Genomic DNA, 16,833 nt, shown 5'->3' with positions numbered 1-16,833 from the left:
GACGGCGGAGGCGAGGCCGGTGGCCGTGGCCGGGCGAGTCGATCGGCGATCCACGTGTCTTTAAGCGATTCAGACGAGGACTCGAGGTATGGGCGAGGACGAGCGACACCGACAGAGCCGGCTGTTCACCGACGACGACGGCGGGTTCGACGCCGACCGCGCTCGAGACGAGTCGCTGCCGGTCGAGGACGGCGAGGTGATCGATACGACCGACCTCGCCGACCACCAGACGTACCTCGAGGGACGCGGGATCTACGACGAGCGAAACCGGGTCAACGACCTCACGGGTCGGGAGTGGAAGTTCGCCACGAAGTCCGTGATCGCCGACCGGTATCCGCCGGACGTCCAGCACGACCTGCGGAGCGAACACGGCGGCCAGAAGCCGCCGCGGCTGTGTGCCGACCTCATCGGACGGTTCAGCAAGGCCGGCGACACCGTCCTCGACCCGTTCGCGGGCGTCGGCGGCACCCTGCTGGGCGCGAGTTTCTGCGAACACGAGGGGACCGGACGCCGCGAGGCGATCGGGTTCGAGCGAACCGAGCGGTGGATCGAGATCTACGAGACCGTTCTCGAGCGCGAGAACGCCGAACGGCGCGCACGCGGCGAGGCGCCGCTGGCCCGCCAGGAGATGCGCCACGGCGACTGTGCGGAGCTGATCGAGGAGTTGCCGGCGAACTCGGCGGACCTCCTGCTGACCGACGTCCCCTACTGGCACATGGACGAACTCGAGCAGACGCGAAACAGGCGGGCGGTGCGCGAGAGCAAACTCGGCTCCTTCGAGGCGGGAGACGACGCCGAGTCGGCGGCGGACGAGAACGAGCGCACGCAGACGAAAGCCGAGTGGCTCGCGGACATGGCCGAGAAGTTCGACCGGTTCGCGGACGCCGTCGTCCCCGGCGGCCACGTCGTCGTCTTCATCGGGGATATGTACCGGGAGCAGTCCTACGAGTTCCTCTCGGCGGAGTTGGCCCGGGCGCTCGAGGACGGTGCGCCCGTAACGCTGGCGGCGAACCTGATCTGGTACGACCCGCTGAAGGATCTCCACGTCTACGGCTACCCGTTCTCGTTCGTCCCGTCGATGGTCCATCAGAACGTACTCGTGTTCCGAACTGACAGCGACGAGTGACAGTCACTCGGTCGGAGAGGCGCCTCCGTCACACGCCCGTCTGACGCGGTTTTATAACACCCTGGTCCGATGACTGAACCGGGCGCGCACTGTAATACCATCGGTACTCAGTTCCCATCCTTCCCCCCTGCGCGCCTGACACACCACTCACAGTTCACTCCTTCGAGCGGTTGTTCGGACGGTACGACGTGGAACGAGGCGTCACCCGTTCGGAGACTGCAGCGCCACGCGGACGTCGGCGGACTGGTCGCTCTCGGTGACGAGCGCGACCTCGTCGCCGACGGCGAGTTCGGTCCCCGGCAGCGGAATCGTCAGCGGCTCGTGGGGCCGTCCGTGGGCGTAGATTCGCGCGCTGGGCGGGAGGTCGAGTTCGCTGATCCGCTTGCCCGCGGCCGGCGACCCCTCGTCGATCTCGAGCACCGTCAGCTGGAGGTTCGCCGCGAGGTCGGCGACCACGTTGAAGTCCCCGCCGAGCATCGCGGTTTTCGCCCCCGCCGCGCCGAGGCGTTCGGGGTAGATGATCTCGTCGACGTCCTCGGCGTACTTCTCGTAGATGTCCTCCCGGTAGTCCTCGTCGATCCGCAACACGGTCCGACAGTCGTGGTGGGTGCCGACCATGCAGGCCGCGAAGTTGACGTTGAGGTCGGGCGTCAGCGCGCCGATGGCCGCCGCGTCTTCGATACCGGCCTCGAGGAGGATCTCCTCGTCGTCGCCGCTGCCCTCGTAGGCGTCGAACCTCTGTTGCTCGGCGCGTTCGACGCGCTCGGAGTCGTTGTCGACGACGACGACGTCGTGGCCCTCCTGGTCCAGAATACGTGCCGTTCGCGAGCCGACCCGGCCGTACCCCACGATAACAAACTTCATGCCAGAACGGTACGCGACCGGGGGACAAATACGTTGGTTTCGTCACACCGTCGACCGTACTCTCTCGAGCGTGACGTCGCTCGAGGCGGTCGTTCCTGCGACTGGCCCGACTCCGCCGTTCGAAGAACCACACGCGTGACGGTGCGGTCGAGATGGGGTATACACCTCTGTGTATAGATATTGCCAAAGACGGACGGGAACGTTTAAATCACCACTGTATCTATGCTCGAACGTCCAAGATGGGGTACTTCGAACTCGGGAAACACGATACCGACGTGCGGACGGAGACGATCGCGGGGATCACGACGTTCCTCGCGATGTCGTACATTATTCTGGTCAACCCGTTCATCCTGGCGGACGCGATAGAGATACCGGGATACGCGTACATCGAGGTCGTCCAGATGATCGCGATCGCGACGATCATCGCGTCGGTCGCGGCGATCGCCGTCATGGCGTTCTGGGCGAACCGGCCGTTCGGCCTGGCGCCGGGGATGGGGCTGAACGCGTTCTTCGCCTACACGGTCGTCATCGGGCTCGGCGTTCCCTGGCAGACGGCGCTCGCGGCCGTCTTCGTCGAGGGGATCATCTTTATTCTGATCACCGCCGTCGGCGCCCGCAAGTACGTCATCAGCCTCTTTCCGGAACCCGTCAAGTTCTCCGTCGGCGCCGGGATCGGGGTGTTCTTGCTGTTCATCGGCCTCCAGGAGATGGGAATCGTCGTCGGGGACGAGGCGGTGCTCGTCGAACTCGCGCCGATCGCCCAGTCGCCCGCCGCGCTGCTCGGGCTCGTCGGGCTCGTGGTGACGTTCATGCTGTGGGCGCGCGGGATCACCGGTTCGATCATCATCGGCATCCTCGGGACGGCGCTCGTCGGCTGGCTCGCCTGGCTGGCGAACCTCGTCAGCTCCCAGGAGGCGCTCCCCCAGGCGCTGGTCGACCAGGAGTCCGGCGAACTGAGCTTCGCCGCCGTCGCCTCCCCGCAGTACGACATCACGCCCCTGCTCGGGGCGTTCATCGAGGGGATGCGCGACATCGATCCGGTGACGTTCACCCTCGTCGTCTTCACGTTCTTCTTCGTCGACTTCTTCGACACCGCGGGGACGCTCATCGGCGTCTCGCAGTTCGGCGGCTTCCTCGACGAGGAGGGCGACCTTCCCGAGATGGAGAGGCCGCTGATGGCCGACGCGGTCGGAACCACCGTCGGCGCGATGGTCGGCACCTCGACGGTGACGACCTACATCGAGTCCTCGACCGGAATCGAGGAGGGCGGCCGAACCGGGCTCACCGCGCTGGTCGTCGGCGCGCTCTTCTTGGTGTCGTTGATCGCGATCCCGCTGATCGCGCTCATCCCCGCCTACGCCTCGTTCATCGCGCTGGTCGTCGTCGGAATCATCATGCTTCAGGGGGTCCTCGACGTCGACTGGAACGATCCCGCCTGGGCGGTTTCGGCCGGGCTCACGATCACGATCATGCCGCTCACCTACTCCATCGCGAACGGTCTGGCAGCCGGGATCATCGCCTACCCGCTGATCAAGAGCGCGATGGGCGAACACCGGGACGTCAGCCTCGGACAGTGGGCGATCGCCGCCGCGCTCGTCGGCTACTTCTACGTCTACACGAGCGGCATGCTCGGCTGACCGAAACCGGCAACACCGCCGAGAACCGCAGTTCTCATACGACGCCCGCTCGAAGCGCCTCCCATGTCCGAGATCACGTTCTACGAACTGCCCGGCTGTCCGTTCTGTACGAAAGTCCGCACGAAACTCGAGGAGCTCGACCTCGAGTACGAGTCCGTCGAAGTCCCCCGGTCGCACGCCGAGCGCACCGAGGTCGAGGCGCTAACCGGCCAGACCGGCGTTCCGGTCATCGTCGACGAGGAACACGGCGTCGACGGGATGGCAGAGAGCGACGACATCGTCGCCCACCTCGAGGAAGCGTACCAGTAGTCGCGTTGCTGCCGGGTCACTCGAGTTAGCGCCCTTCGATCGCGTTCGGGTCGGCCTCAGGCGGCCCGCTCCCGTTTGGAGCGCTCGCGGATGACCTCGCGGAGCTCCTCGGCGTTGCGCATCTCGGTGAGTTCGTCGCGCTCGACGAGCGCCGTGCCGTCGATCGACTCCCGGGAGGCCTTGTCGACGAAGTAGACCGACCGCGTGTGGGCGACGCGGCCGATCGAGCCCATGATCCGGGCGCGCTTTTCGGCCGCCTTCGTGAACTGGGAGTGGCCCGTGAGCACGACGTCCTCTTCGTCCTCTTCGTCCTCGCTGACGGCCTTGAACGGCGACCGGAGGGTCGGGTGGACCCTGAAGCCGGCGCGGGTCAGGATCGCGACGACCTCCTCGTCGTCGGGATCGGCGTCCGGATCTGCCGGCGTGGGGTCGCTCTCGTGGACCTCGTCTGCACCCTCGAGGACGTCGACCGGGCTCGTCAGCTCGGTGTCGAACAGCTCCTCTAGGGCCATCGCGACCTCGATCGAGGCGTTCATCCCGTCTTCGTACTTCGAGACGGTTCGCCGGGAGACGCCGAGTTCGCTCGCGAGTCGTCCGAGGCTCCACTCGCGCTGTTCGCGCTCGTCGGCGAGGATGTCGCCGTCGATGTTGACGTAGAGACCGCCGGGAGCCGCGTAGATCAGCGGCGGGATGTCCTCGATGAACAGGTTGTAGGCGGTGTCCGGGCTCAGGACGGGGACGCCGTGGCGGAAGTAGACGACGTCCGGTTTGAGGTCCTCGTCGCGGCTTCGCAGGCCGATCACGAGCGGCGTCGCCCGGAGGTAGGTGCCCAGCCGGCGCATCTCGTGGCCGGTCGCCTCGTTGAAGGCGTCGATGTTACCGAGGATCTTTACGAGCAGCAGGTTGTTCCGACGGCGGGCGGCGACGTCGAAACTCTTCGGTCGGATCGCACACCGGTCACTAACCGTAAACCCCGCGTCCTCGAGCATCGCGGTGACGTTTCCGACCAGTGCGGTCCGGGACATACGGTGAAGTAAGTGACTCCTGCTACAAAAGCGTTTCTCCGGCCGAGACGCCTGCAGTCTTGCGTTTTTTCGGGCTTCAAGGGGTATACTTATATACGTGTTTCGTCGCGCCGTCCCGAAACCCGTTACCCGTCCGACCGCCAACGGTGACGCGATGACGATCGTCGGAGTGGACGACACCGACTCCCGCGAGCGGGGAATGTGTACCACGTACGTCGCCGCGGAGATCGCGGACAGGCTCGCCGAGCGTGGCGACGTCGAGCGGCTGCTCCTCGTCCGCCTCAACCCCGCCGTCGAGTACAAAACTCGCGGCAACGCGGCGCTGGCGATTCACGCCGACTGCGACGCCGAGTTCGCGTTCGCGGTCGCTCGAGACGTCCTCGAGTCGCTGGCCGAGACCGCCGACGAGCGGACGAATCCGGGGCTCGTCGTCGCCGACCACCGGCCGACGGGCGCGCCCGACGCGGTCCGGGAGTTCGCCCGCCGAGCGGTTCGCGACCGCCTCGAGATCGACGAGGCCGAGGCGCTCGTCGCGGCGGCGGGTTACCGGAGCTGGGGGGCCGGCAACGGCCGCGGTCGTATCGGCGCGCTGGCGGCCGTCGGAAGCTGGCTCGCCGTCGACGACTGGACCTGGGAGTGTATCTCCTATCGGGAGCCGGGCCGGTGGGGGACGCCGCGGGAGGTCGACGCCCAGAGCGTCTTCGCCGCGGCCGACCAGCGGTATCCCGCGGTCTGGGACACGGTCGACCGCGGCGAGGGCGAACTGGTCTGCGTGCCACACACCCCGGGCCCGATCTTACACGGCATCCGCGGCGACGATCCGGACGCGGTCCGGGCGACGGCGGCCGCGATCGAGAGCGAACCCGTCGCGAGCCGACGGCTGTTCGCTACCAATCAGGGCACCGACGCGCACCTCCGGAACGGCGCGCTCCCCGCGCTCGAAGACGGCGGCGCCTATCGGGTCGACGGACGAGTCACGAGGGCGCCGGAAACCCGCCGCGGCGGCCACGTCTTCCTCGAGATCGGCGACGGGGGGACGCGCCTCGAGTGCGCGGCCTTCGAGCCGACCAAGCGGTTCCGCGACCGGGTTCGGGCGCTTCGGGAGGGCGACCGGCTCACGGTCTGTGGCGAGGTGTCGCGCGGGACGCTGAAACTCGAGAAGTTCGCCGTTCGCGACCTCGTCGCGACCGAGGGGGTGACGCCGACCTGCCAGGAGTGTGGGCGGACGATGGAGAGCGCCGGGCGCGACCAGGGCTACCGGTGTCGAGACTGTGATACGGCGGCCGCCGAGAAGGACCGGGTAGCGCTCGAGCGGGACCTCGAGCCGGGCTGGTACGAGGTGCCCCCGTGCGCCCGACGGCACATCGCGAAACCGCTGGTTCGGGGCGGGTTCGACGGTCCGACGCATCCGGAGCGGTAGTCCGTGGGGTGGTGTGCACCGCGACGACTACGGGAGGCTCACGCCGTGGCGGGTGAGAAACTGGCTGGCTTCCTTGATCTCGACGGGGCTGCCGATGATCCGGCAGTACCCCTCGCACTCCTCGAAAATCGTCACCATGAACTCGTCGTCGAGCTGCGCCTCGAGGCCGTTGATGGCCTCCTCGGGGAGAACGATCTGGGTGCTATCACGCAGCCGCGACGGATCAGGCATTACGGACGATCGAACGATGTGTATCCCGTCGTTTATGTGTGTCGAAGTCGCGCTGTGAGCGCCGTCTGGGGCGCCTCCGGTGGAACGCGACCGGAACGCGGTGACCCGCTGCCGGCGCATGGAAAGGGTTTTTCGATACGAACGGCAGAGTGTAGGTAAATGGGGCTCGAGGAGGAGATCCGGGAGATCGAAGACGAGATCGCCAGCACGCCCTACAACAAGTCGACGGAGGCCCACATCGGCCGCCTGAAGTCGAAGCTCGCCGAGAAGAAAGAGAAACTCGAGCGACAGTCCTCGGCGGGCGGCGGCACCGGCTACTCCGTCGAGAAGACCGGCGACGCGACGGTCGGGCTCGTGGGCTTTCCGAGCGTCGGCAAGTCCTCGCTGCTGAACGCGCTGACCAACGCCGAGAGCGAGACCGGCGAGTACGAGTTCACGACGCTCGACGTCAACCCCGGAATGTGCAAACACCGCGGCGCGAACATGCAGATCCTCGACGTCCCCGGACTGATCGAGGGGGCAGCCCTCGGCAAGGGTGACGGCAAACAGGTGCTGTCCGTGGTTCGCAACGCCGACCTGATCGTGTTCGTCCTCTCGGTGTTCGAAATCGAGCAGTACGACCGGCTGCAAGAGGAGCTGTACGACATCAACATCCGGGTCGACCAGCAGCCGCCGCGGGTGACCGTCCGCCCGAAGATCAAAGACGGGATCAAGATCACCTCGAGCGCCGACCAGGACTTAGACGAGGACACGATCAAGGAGGTGCTCCGGGACCAGGGCTACGTCAACGCCGACCTCAACCTGGGTGAGAAAGTCGACATCGACCGGCTCATCGACGGGCTGATGGAGAATCGGGAGTACATTCCCTCGATCATCTGCGTCAACAAGGTCGACCTCATCAACCCGGAGTACAAGGAGGAGGTCGACGCCCAGCTGGAGGAACGCGGACTCGACCCCGAGGAGGTGACGTTCATCAGCGCCGAGGCCGAGAAGGGCCTCGAGGCGCTCAAAGACCGAATGTGGGAGAACCTCGACCTGATCCGGGTGTACATGGACAAACCCGGCCGCGGCGTCGACTACGAGGAGCCGCTGATGCTCGAGCAGGGCGCGACCATCGAGGAGGCCGTCCAGAAACTCGGCGGCGAGTTCGAGGAGCGCTTTCGCTTCGCCCGCGTCTCGGGGCCGAGCGCGACCCACGACGAACAGCAGGTCGGTGACCAGCACGTCCTCGAGGACGAGGACGTCCTCAAGCTGATCCTGCGACGGTGACCGCGGACCAGCGACCGCCGGGAGGCGGTCGAACAGTCGAGGCGGGTGCCGGGGCGGTTCGAGCGCGGCGGCGGGCGATCCGCTGGCTGTTTCTCCTGTCGCCGCTGGTCGTTCCGTGGGTCGTGATCCGAACCGGGGAGACGACGCTGCTGTTTCCGTGGGGGACCCTCGTCGTCGAGAGCGGGCAGCTGACGCCGATCTGGACGTTTCTCGACCAGCCGGGGCCGACACCCGAACACATCGCTCGCTGGCCCCTCGGCGCGGCCTGCTACGCGTTCGCCCTGTGCTGGGCAGCGACCGCTCGATTCGGAGCCGATCAGCGGGTGACGGCGGGGCTGTTCGTCCTCGTCGCGATCGTCGTCGCCACGGTCTCGAGCGGGTTCGGCGTCGATCCGAACCGGACGGCGCTCCCGCTCGGCTCGGTTCACGCGCTCGGACTCGCCGCCTGGGTGTACCTCGGGGACTGAGACGGTCTGTTGTCCCGAGTTGCCGGCGCACCCGCGAACCGCTCCGGATGGCGGTTGAAGTGACGTTCAGCCGCCCGTCCGACGTTCGACGGTCCTTAAAACGGCAGTGACAACCCTTCGGCCTCGAGCGTCTCTCGAACGTCGGTGAGTTTGTCGGAGAGCGCCTCGAGTTCGTCGCACAGTCGGTCGTACTGCGAGGAGTTCTGCCGCCTCGATTCGGCGACGTACGCCTCGAGATCGCGCTTCTTCGACGCGAGTGCCAGCACGCGCTGGGTCTCCGGGTCGTAGACGGAGCGTCGACACAGCGCCTCGAGAAGGCTCTGGAACTCGTCGGGATCGGTGAGCGGCTTGACCTGGTAGAGATCGTACTCGACGTCGACCATCTCGAGGGTAGGCTCGTTCGCCGAGATCAGCGCGGTTCGACAGTCGTACCCGCTGTTTCGGATCTTCGTGACGATCTCTTCGCCGGAGCACCCCGGCATCTGGCGGTCGAGCACCGCGATATCGACGGTCTCGTCGAGCAGTTCCATCGCCTCGTCGCCGCAGTAGGCGGTTCGCGTCGTGTAGCGGTCTTCGACCCACTGTGCGTACACGTCGGTAAGCTGACGTTCGTCGTCTGCGATCAACACCGTCGGATCAGATAGCGGACACCCCCCAGAAGCCACAGCAGAGTCAGAGCGTTGATGAGATGATCCGTTCACTGCGGTCTAGCACGACGGCCGTTCAATAAAGGGCATCATCTCGTGCAGTTCCTTGCGGCACGTCCCGACCTGTTTAGACCGTTTATGCGGTGCAACTGTCGTCCAAGAGATGCTTGAATACGGGAAAACCGCCCGAGGGCTCCCGGGCCGCTGTGGTCCCACACCGGAGCGCCCGCGTGTCCGAAACCGTTCGTCGAACCCGTTCGTCGAACGGAACAGCCAACTCTTTCGCCTCGTAAACGACTTCCTACGGCCGTTCAGGGCCGGCGATTCTTCGCTACTCGCCCCGCGGGAGCGTGACTCTCGCGTGATCTGTCCGTGTTCTGCCGCCATCGCCGTCCACGGCGTCACGGGATCGACGCCCAACCTATCGTCGCTCGAGGAACACAGTTATGCGTCTCTTTGTGGATGCTGGTCACATGGCCGAGTTCGGGGTCCTTTCGCTCGTTCCGCCGTTGCTCGCGATCGTCCTCGCAATCGTCACGCGACGACCGATCCTGTCGATCTTCATCGGCGTCTGGTCGGGCGGCGTGATCTACACCGGCGGACTCGGTGTCGGACAGACGTTCGCCTGGATCACCGACTCGATCGCCGACGTGTTTCACGCCCAGATCCTGCTGTTCACGCTGTTGCTCGGCTCCGGCGTCGCGCTCATCTGGCGCCTCGGCGGCGCGATGGCGGTTCGGAACTGGGCGACGGCACGACTCGAGACCCAGCGCACCACCGGGTTAGTCACCTGGGCGCTGGGGCTCGCGATGTTCTTCGACGACTACGCCAACACGGCGATCGTCGGCAGTACGATGCGCGAGATCTCCGATCAGATGCGGATCTCCCGCGAGAAACTGTCGTACATCGTCGACTCGACGGCCGCGCCGGTCGCGACGATCATGCTCTCGAGCTGGGTCGCCTTTCAGCTGTCGATGATCGAAACGGGGTACGAGGGCCTGCTCGAGGACACCGACGCCGCCGAGGCCGACGTCCCCGGGGTGTTCGCGACGTTCGTCCAGTCGATCCCGTACAACACCTACGCGCTGCTCGCGATCGTCATGGTCGCGATCGTCGTCTTCACGCGCCGGGATTACGGCGAGATGCTCGACGCGGAACACCGCTCGTGGAAGACCGGGAAGGTGAGCCGGGACGACGCGACGCCGCTGCAGGAAGTCGAGGAGGACCTCGGCGATCCGATCGAGGACCGGCCGATGCTGCGGACGTTCTTTACCCCGGTCGTCGTGTTGATCGTCGTCACCCTCGCCGGGGCGTTCTGGACGGGGTACGAGGCCTGGCTCGCCGATCAGCAAGAGGAGGGCGCGACGACCTCGCTCGAGGCCGCGATGGGAGACGACGGCGCACTCCAGGTGCTCGTCGAGGTCGTCGGCGCCGGCGACTTCGCCGCGGCGCTCGTCTGGGGCTCGTTCGCGATGGTGCTCGCTGCGATCCTGATCGGGCTCGCCTACGGGCTGTTCGATCTCGGCGACGGCGTCGACACCGTCATGGACGGGTTCGGGATCATGCTCACCGCGGTGACGATCCTCGTACTCGCCTGGGCGATCAGCGCGGTCGCGGAGGATCTCGGCACCGGCGACTACGTCGCGGGCGCCGCCGGGGGCGTCGTCTCGCCCGAACTGCTTCCGATCGTCGTCCTGTTCGTCGCGGCGTTCGTCGCGTTCACGATGGGGTCGTCGTGGGCGACGATGGGGATCGTGACGCCGATCGCCATCCAGGTCGCCTACGAGCTCACCGGGACGTTCGAGCTGATGCCGATCGTCGTCGGAGCGGTGTTCTCCGGGGCGATTTTCGGCGACCACACCTCGCCGATCTCGGACACCTCGGTGCTCTCCTCGACGTTCACCGGCGCGGACCTGATCGACCACGTTCGGACGCAGTTTTACTACGCCGCGACGGTGATGCTGGTCGTCATGCTCTGTTACGCGCTCTACGGCTACCTCGGCGTGCCGCCGGCAGTTTTCCTGCCGCTCGGCGTGGCGCTGCTGGTCGGGCTCGTCTACGGCCTCTCGGAGCTCGACGCCCGCCGCAAGGGCGTCGATCCCGTCGCCTCCCGGACGGAGCCGAGCCAGCGCGCTCGAGCCGACCGCCCGTCCTCGCCCGGCGACGAGTGAGGCCGCGACGAGCCGCGCCTCCCGGTCGCGGTCACCGCCTCCGCTACCCTTTTGCCGCCGGCACGTGAGCTAGACGATCATGCACGCGATCCTCGACCACGTCATGATGCGCGTCGAAGACCTCGACGAATCCCTCGAGTGGTACACGACCCACCTCGGCTACGAGGAGAAGGGGCGCTGGGAGGCGGACACGTTCACGAACGTCTATCTCGCACCCGAGGACGTCCACGACGACGGTGCGCTGCTCGAGCTCACCTACAACCACGACGATCGCAGCTACGAGCTGGGCGACGCCTGGGGCCACATCGCCGTCCGCGTCCCCGAGGGTGAACTCGAGGACGCCTACCAGAAGCTCATGGACGAGGGCGTCGAGGACTACCGCGATCCCGAGTCCTGCGGGGGCCACTACGCGTTCGTGAAGGACCCCGACGGCCACGAGATCGAGATCGTCCAGCGCGACGAGGGCGCCCGCTGGTCGATCGACCACACGATGATCCGCGTCGAGGACGCCGACGAGGCGCTCGGTTTCTGGACCCGCAAGTTCGAGTACGAACACACCGGCCGCTGGGAGTCGGACACGTTCGCGAACTACTTCATGAAACCCGAGGACGCGGCCGACGAGGCGATGGCCGTCGAACTCACCTACAACTACGACGGCCGCAGCTACGAGCTGGGCGACGCCTGGGGCCACCTCTGCGTGCGCGCTGACGACCTCGAGGACGACTGGGAGACGCTGATGGAGCGCGAGGCCGAGGAGTACCGCGATCCGGACTCCTGCGACAACCGGTACGCGTTCACGAGAGATCAGGACGGTCACGAAATCGAGATCCTCGAGCGGGAGTAGACCGCGAGCGGTCTTTCGGTCCGGGTTCGTACGCGGGTCGGGATGGCCGATCGCCGCGATCGGAACGCTCACGTGAGCGAGCGCCGTAGACGCGAGCAGAGAGCGATGAGCCCGGAGATCCCCGACGACCACCCGATCGTCCTCTTCGACGGCGTCTGCAACCTCTGTAACGGCTTCGTGCAGTTTATCGTGCCTCGAGACCCCGAGGGACGGTTCCACTTCGCGTCGCTGCAGTCGGACGTCGGCCGGCAGCTGCTCGCCGAACACGACCTGCCGACGGACGAACTCGAGTCGATCGTGCTCATCGAGGGCGACGACTGTCACGTGAAGTCGGCGGCGGTCATCCGGATCGCCACGAAACTGGGCGGCATCTACCGGCTGCTCGGGCCCTGTCGGTTCCTTCCCCGACGCGTTCGCGACTGGGCGTACGAGTTCGTCGCCGCTCGGCGCTACCGGTGGTTCGGCGAGAAAGACCAGTGCATGATGCCGACCGGCGACGTGCGGACGCGGTTTCTCGAGTGAGCGGCGTCGGACCCGACCTCGACACCGTTCCCAGCTATCCTCCTTCGGAAATTACCTATAGTGGTGCGTCGTAGTCGGCGGCGACGCGGTCACGAACGCATGGACGACCGAATCGATACGCTCGTGGGCACGTACTGCGAAGACGGCGGGATCTGCCCGGAGACGCTCGAGCGCTGTGGCGAACAGTACCGAGCGCAGGGCCACCTGACCCGTCGACAGCTGTACGCGTTGGCCTACGAGGTGTCCGCGCGAAACGCCCACCTCGTCTTCGAGAACACGAACCGCGAGTGCGAGACCGTCACGACCAACGTCGCCTCGCTCGGCGACGACCTGTCGCGCGTGACGCTGTTGACCGGTCTCTCCGGATTCGAGACGACGACGGCGTCGTGTGTCCTGACGGGGCTCGATCCCGGGCGGTACGCGATCGCGGACGCGAGCGTCTGGGAGGGGCTGGTCAGCCTCGGTCGCGTACACGAATCGCGCGACCGCATCGGCCCGCGGGAGTACTGTCGACTGCTGGAACACGCCCGACGGATCGCGGCCGACGTCGATCGGCCGGTCGCCGACGTCGGGTTCGCGCTCTCGGCGTACGGTCTCGAGTCGTCGTAGACGGTCGAAGCGATCGACCGCCGATCGACGAACCAGCATATACCTTTTCATGAGTAATCCAACACAACCGGTATCGACCGCACCTGTGTGCGTTCGACTGTCATGGAGTGGTCACGACGAACGCTGATCCGAACTGCAGGAGCCTCGATCGGAACGACCGCGGTCCTCGGCGCGTCGCTCCCGGCGAGTGCGTCGTTTCAGGACGGCGACACCGTTCGGACGACGACGGACCTCAACGGTCGGGAAGGACCAGGACTCGACTACGAAGTCAAGCGCGCCTATCCCGAGGGGACCGAGGGCGAGATTATGAACGGGCCCGAAACCGCCGACGGGATCACCTGGTGGGGAATCCACTTCTCCTCGTACGGCGAGTGGGTCTGGTGTTCCGGAAACTACCTCGAGGACGCCTCTGGCGGCGACTGTACGGACCGGTTCCACACCAGCCAGAACGTCGACGACCTCGCACGGATCATCATGTCCGAGGCGTCGATCAGCGACACGCCGGCGCGGACGGCCGTCGGGTTTACGGTGCCGACCAGGATGGAACAGCAGGGCGTTACCAGCGTCCGCGACGTCTGGGACGCCTATGCGATCGGACAGGATCCGACCGCCGAGATGATCGATCTCGCCGACGACATCCTCGCCTGCGCCGTCGCGGACAACAGCGGCGGTGCGACGCACTTCTACTCGCCGATGAGCATGCCAAAAGAGGGCGAGGACACGAGCGGCTACGACACCGACGGCGGCCTCGAGTGGACCGAGGGGCTCGACGAGCGCAACTACCGCCCCGGCTGGTCGCTCGATCTCGAGCGGGTGTACGTCGACGGCGTGCCGGAGATGGAGTTCAAGTTCTACAGATAACGCAGGCCGAGTGCCTCGGGGCTCGACCCCGAGACAGTTCACCGCTGACGCTCAGTCGTCGGCCGCCGCTTCGGCCTCGGTGCTCGAGTTCGCGCGCTCGAGGTCCTCGAGGTACTCGTCGGCGTCGATCGCCGCCTTCGAGCCCATTCCCGCGGCGGTGACCGCCTGCTGGTAGTGGTAGTCGACGACGTCACCGGCGCCGAAGATGCCGGGGACGTCGGTCTCGGTCTGGCCGCCGCCGTCGCCACCCTGGGTGCGGAGATAGCCCTCGTCGTCCATCTCGACGCCGGTTCCCTCGAGGTAGTCGGTGTTCGGGGTGTGGCCGATGGCGAGGAAGACCGCGCCGACGTCGAACTCGAACTCGTTCGTCTCGGGGTCCTCGAGGCGGTCGGTCGGGTGCCCCTTGTCGTTCTCGACGAGGGTGACGTAGTCGACGCCCGCTTCCTGGGAGCCGTGGACCTCGAGCAGTTCGGTGTTCTTCATGATCTCGATCTCGCCCTCCTCGACCTTCTCGTGGACGCGGTCGATCCAGTAGTCCTCCGCGCGGAACTCCTCGCGGCGGTGGGCCAGGTAGACGGTGTCGGCGAACTTCGTGAGGAAGGTGGCCTCCTCCATGGCGGCGTCGCCGCCGCCGACGACGAGCATGTCCTCGCCGCGGAAGAACGCGCCGTCGCAGGTCGCACACGTCGAGAGCCCGTACCCCATGAGTTCGTCCTCGCCGGGAATACCGAGGGTGCGGGCGCTGGCGCCGGAGGCGGCGATGACCGCGTCGGCGGTGTAGACGTCGCCGTTGGTGAGTTCGATACGGAACGGGCGCGAGGAGGCGTCGACGCGCTCGACGATCCCGTTTTTCAGCTCGGCGCCGAACTGCGTCGCCTGCGCTTTCATGTTGTTGACGAGGTCCGGGCCGCTGATCCCGTCGGGGAAGCCGGGGTAGTTCGCGACGTCGGTCGTCAGCGTCAGCTGGCCGCCGGGCTCGTCGCCCTCGATGACCAGCGGATCGTTGTTCGATCGGCCGGCGTAAATCGCGGCCGTAAGACCGGCGATCCCGGTTCCTGCGATGATCATGTTCCAGTGTTGGGTCTCCCCGCCCCCGTCGGTAACGAGCCCGAGTCGCTCGTCGAGTTCTCCGGCCTCTTCGAGGGCGTGAGTCTCGTCCCAGCCGCCGACGAGTTCGTCGTCGATGAACACCTCGGGGGCGGTCCGGCGGCCCCCGGCGCGCTCGACCATCTCCTCGAACAGCTCGTCGTCACCGGTCACGTTGTACGTCTCGTACTCGACTCCCTTCGCGTTGAAGAGGTCCTTGGCCTTCTCGCAGTACGGACACGCGTCTTTGGTGTAGATCTCGACTCGAGGCTGCTCGCTCATACACCGTAGTTCGGAAACGACGCGTAAACGCGTTGCGTTCCCGGTCCTCGTCCGGACGAGCCGGCGGCGCGGGACGTCAGTGCCCCGGCGGGGAGATCGAACCGACGGTTCCGCTCGAGGTGCCGCCCTCGACGAACTCGACGCTCACCGTCACCTCCTGTTGGGTCCGATCGGAGATCCGCTGGGCGACCTCGTCCGGGAACTCCTCGTACGGTTCGTCCGCGGGCCGCTCGATGACGATCGTGACCTCGTAGCTGTCGGAGATGAGACCGTGATCGTAGAAGTCCGCCCGGATCTCGCGTAGCTCGAGGTCGTCGTACTCGTCGCCGGAGAGAGCGGCGTGGGTCTCCTCGCTGGCCGTGCTTTCGAAGGCGACGTGCTGACCGAGGACGAGACCGGCGCCGAGCATGACCGCCGAGAGGACGAGAACCGCCAGCGCGATGGCGCCGATGCGGTCGCGGGTGACGTTCGACCGGAGGTTGCCGCCGACCCAGTCGAGGGGGCGGTAACCGAGGTACCAGAAGACGACGAGCCCCGAGAGAACGATCGCAACGGTGTTGACGGTGAGCAGAACCAACGCACCGAGTGCGACCAGCGGGTAGCCCCAGGCGATACCGATGCCGACTGCGGCCGCGGCGGGGATCAGCGCCGCGGCGATCATGACGCCGACCAGCGACACCGGGAGCGCGGTCGCGAGTCCGAACGCGCCGGCGGCGCCGGCACAGATGCCGATGAGCATCGCGAGCAGCCCCGGCGAGATGCGGTGTTCGACCTGTCGAATCGCGCTGATGTCGACCGTCGCCGGGATGAACCCGGTCATCCTGATGAACCACGCGAACGCGAGCGAGCCGAGAACGGCGACGACGAGCCCGCCGACGAGCGAGCCGACGCCGTTGACGATCATCTTCCGGTCGTTCAGCACCGTCCCGACCGTTCCCGTTAACGCGGCGCTCATCTGCGGGGCGATCACCATCGAGCCGACGACGATCGCCGGCGAATCGAGCAACAGCCCGGCGGTCGCGACGAACGCCGAGAGCAGCGTCATCGCGTAATAGGTGACATTTCCGGGCGTCATCTCGAGGGCTTTCGATCGGATCTCCTCGTGGGCCACGTTGTCGCCACCCTCGTCACCGAGGACGTACCGCGTCTCGAGGTCGTCGATGTGCTCCGTTCGAGCGGCCTCAGCCGCCATCACGACCGTATACTCCTGGTCGTCGAATCCGGCCTCCCGGAGCCGCGTAAACACGTGCTCAACGGCCTGCGTCGGAATCGGAAACTGCACCAGCGACGCGTCGTCGGTTTCCTGAGTGACCACGTAATCGATTCCCTCGTCGTCGAGGACGTCGAACACCGACGGCCGCTCGTCGTCGGTGACGCGTAGCTGGATTACCCGCATTCCGTACCCCTCTCTCGAGCGGACGGATACGCGTTCCTATCGGCGGTACACAGCGAAGGGTTTAGCA

The 16,833-nt window shown here is 66.4% G+C and carries 17 protein-coding genes; 11 read left to right on the top strand and 6 right to left on the bottom strand.

Annotated features, from left to right (window positions below):
• The first annotated feature begins 88 nt into the window (after nt 1-88).
• The gene (locus NMQ11_RS10210; RefSeq protein ID WP_255167796.1) at nt 89-1,126 is read left to right on the top strand and encodes a DNA methyltransferase; all 1,038 of its coding nucleotides are present in this window, start codon (nt 89-91) and stop codon (nt 1,124-1,126) included.
• Nucleotides 1,127-1,327: 201 nt separating this feature from the next.
• Here the strand turns inward: NMQ11_RS10210 and NMQ11_RS10205 are convergent, their stop codons facing one another.
• Nucleotides 1,328-1,990 (bottom strand): potassium channel family protein, encoded by a 663-nt coding sequence (locus NMQ11_RS10205; RefSeq protein ID WP_255167794.1) that lies wholly within the window; start codon nt 1,988-1,990, stop codon nt 1,328-1,330.
• A gap of 239 nt (nt 1,991-2,229) precedes the next feature.
• On the opposite strand from NMQ11_RS10205, the gene NMQ11_RS10200 reads away from it, so the two are divergent.
• Together NMQ11_RS10200 and NMQ11_RS10195 are read left to right on the top strand one after the other, a co-directional pair.
• Nucleotides 2,230-3,627: an NCS2 family permease gene (locus NMQ11_RS10200; protein WP_255167793.1), complete on the top strand. Its 1,398-nt coding sequence runs from the start codon at nt 2,230-2,232 to the stop codon at nt 3,625-3,627.
• A 63-nt stretch (nt 3,628-3,690) separates the two neighbouring features.
• A complete protein-coding gene (locus NMQ11_RS10195; RefSeq protein ID WP_255167792.1) occupies nt 3,691-3,936 on the top strand; it encodes a glutaredoxin family protein in 246 nt (81 codons plus the stop codon).
• A 56-nt stretch (nt 3,937-3,992) separates the two neighbouring features.
• Here the strand turns inward: NMQ11_RS10195 and NMQ11_RS10190 are convergent, their stop codons facing one another.
• Nucleotides 3,993-4,961 carry a transcriptional regulator gene (locus tag NMQ11_RS10190; protein WP_255167790.1) on the bottom strand — a complete coding sequence of 323 codons (969 nt, stop codon included), beginning with the start codon at nt 4,959-4,961 and terminating at the stop codon, nt 3,993-3,995.
• 154 nt (nt 4,962-5,115) lie between these two features.
• On the opposite strand from NMQ11_RS10190, the gene NMQ11_RS10185 reads away from it, so the two are divergent.
• Nucleotides 5,116-6,381 carry a tRNA(Ile)(2)-agmatinylcytidine synthase gene (locus NMQ11_RS10185; RefSeq protein WP_255167789.1) on the top strand — a complete coding sequence of 422 codons (1,266 nt, stop codon included), beginning with the start codon at nt 5,116-5,118 and terminating at the stop codon, nt 6,379-6,381.
• A 27-nt stretch (nt 6,382-6,408) separates the two neighbouring features.
• Here NMQ11_RS10185 and NMQ11_RS10180 read toward each other — a convergent pair whose 3' ends face one another.
• The gene (locus NMQ11_RS10180; protein ID WP_255167788.1) at nt 6,409-6,612 is read right to left on the bottom strand and encodes a VNG_1110C family protein; all 204 of its coding nucleotides are present in this window, start codon (nt 6,610-6,612) and stop codon (nt 6,409-6,411) included.
• A 159-nt stretch (nt 6,613-6,771) separates the two neighbouring features.
• On the opposite strand from NMQ11_RS10180, the gene NMQ11_RS10175 reads away from it, so the two are divergent.
• Together NMQ11_RS10175 and NMQ11_RS10170 are read left to right on the top strand one after the other, a co-directional pair.
• Nucleotides 6,772-7,881 (top strand): OBG GTPase family GTP-binding protein, encoded by a 1,110-nt coding sequence (locus NMQ11_RS10175; protein WP_255167786.1) that lies wholly within the window; start codon nt 6,772-6,774, stop codon nt 7,879-7,881.
• Nucleotides 7,878-8,348 carry a TIGR04206 family protein gene (locus NMQ11_RS10170; RefSeq protein WP_255167784.1) on the top strand — a complete coding sequence of 157 codons (471 nt, stop codon included), beginning with the start codon at nt 7,878-7,880 and terminating at the stop codon, nt 8,346-8,348. Before NMQ11_RS10175 ends, NMQ11_RS10170 begins: the two co-directional genes overlap by 4 nt.
• A 95-nt stretch (nt 8,349-8,443) precedes the next feature.
• On the opposite strand, the gene NMQ11_RS10165 is transcribed toward NMQ11_RS10170, so the two are convergent.
• Entirely contained in the window at nt 8,444-9,013 is a 570-nt protein-coding gene (locus NMQ11_RS10165) for a response regulator transcription factor (RefSeq protein ID WP_255167782.1), read from the bottom strand.
• A 455-nt stretch (nt 9,014-9,468) separates the two neighbouring features.
• Here NMQ11_RS10165 and NMQ11_RS10160 point away from each other — a divergent pair, with 455 nt between their 5' ends.
• The 5 genes from NMQ11_RS10160 (at nt 9,469) to NMQ11_RS10140 (ending at nt 14,002) form a co-directional block, all read left to right on the top strand.
• Nucleotides 9,469-11,166 (top strand): Na+/H+ antiporter NhaC family protein, encoded by a 1,698-nt coding sequence (locus NMQ11_RS10160; RefSeq protein WP_255167780.1) that lies wholly within the window; start codon nt 9,469-9,471, stop codon nt 11,164-11,166.
• Nucleotides 11,167-11,245: 79 nt separating this feature from the next.
• A complete protein-coding gene (locus NMQ11_RS10155) occupies nt 11,246-12,010 on the top strand; it encodes a VOC family protein (RefSeq protein ID WP_255167778.1) in 765 nt (254 codons plus the stop codon).
• Between the two features lie 105 nt (nt 12,011-12,115).
• Nucleotides 12,116-12,532 carry a thiol-disulfide oxidoreductase DCC family protein gene (locus tag NMQ11_RS10150; protein ID WP_255167775.1) on the top strand — a complete coding sequence of 139 codons (417 nt, stop codon included), beginning with the start codon at nt 12,116-12,118 and terminating at the stop codon, nt 12,530-12,532.
• A gap of 99 nt (nt 12,533-12,631) precedes the next feature.
• Nucleotides 12,632-13,141, top strand: a complete 510-nt coding sequence (locus tag NMQ11_RS10145) for a hypothetical protein (RefSeq protein WP_255167773.1) — start codon at nt 12,632-12,634, stop codon at nt 13,139-13,141.
• Nucleotides 13,142-13,243: 102 nt separating this feature from the next.
• The gene (locus NMQ11_RS10140) at nt 13,244-14,002 is read left to right on the top strand and encodes an SH3 domain-containing protein (protein WP_255167771.1); all 759 of its coding nucleotides are present in this window, start codon (nt 13,244-13,246) and stop codon (nt 14,000-14,002) included.
• A gap of 51 nt (nt 14,003-14,053) precedes the next feature.
• Here NMQ11_RS10140 and grxC read toward each other — a convergent pair whose 3' ends face one another.
• Together grxC and NMQ11_RS10130 are read right to left on the bottom strand one after the other, a co-directional pair.
• On the bottom strand, nt 14,054-15,370 hold the full coding sequence (gene grxC, locus NMQ11_RS10135) for a glutaredoxin 3 (protein ID WP_255167769.1): 1,317 nt from the start codon (nt 15,368-15,370) through the stop codon (nt 14,054-14,056).
• A gap of 76 nt (nt 15,371-15,446) precedes the next feature.
• The gene (locus NMQ11_RS10130) at nt 15,447-16,766 is read right to left on the bottom strand and encodes a DUF389 domain-containing protein (protein ID WP_255167768.1); all 1,320 of its coding nucleotides are present in this window, start codon (nt 16,764-16,766) and stop codon (nt 15,447-15,449) included.
• Between the last annotated feature and the right edge of the window lie 67 nt (nt 16,767-16,833).

Origin of the sequence: Natrononativus amylolyticus (assembly GCF_024362525.1) — an archaeon.
Lineage (GTDB): Archaea > Halobacteriota > Halobacteria > Halobacteriales > Natrialbaceae > Natrononativus > Natrononativus amylolyticus.
Note: the sequence above shows the minus strand (reverse complement) of the source record. Positions and strands in the feature narration are given on the sequence as shown.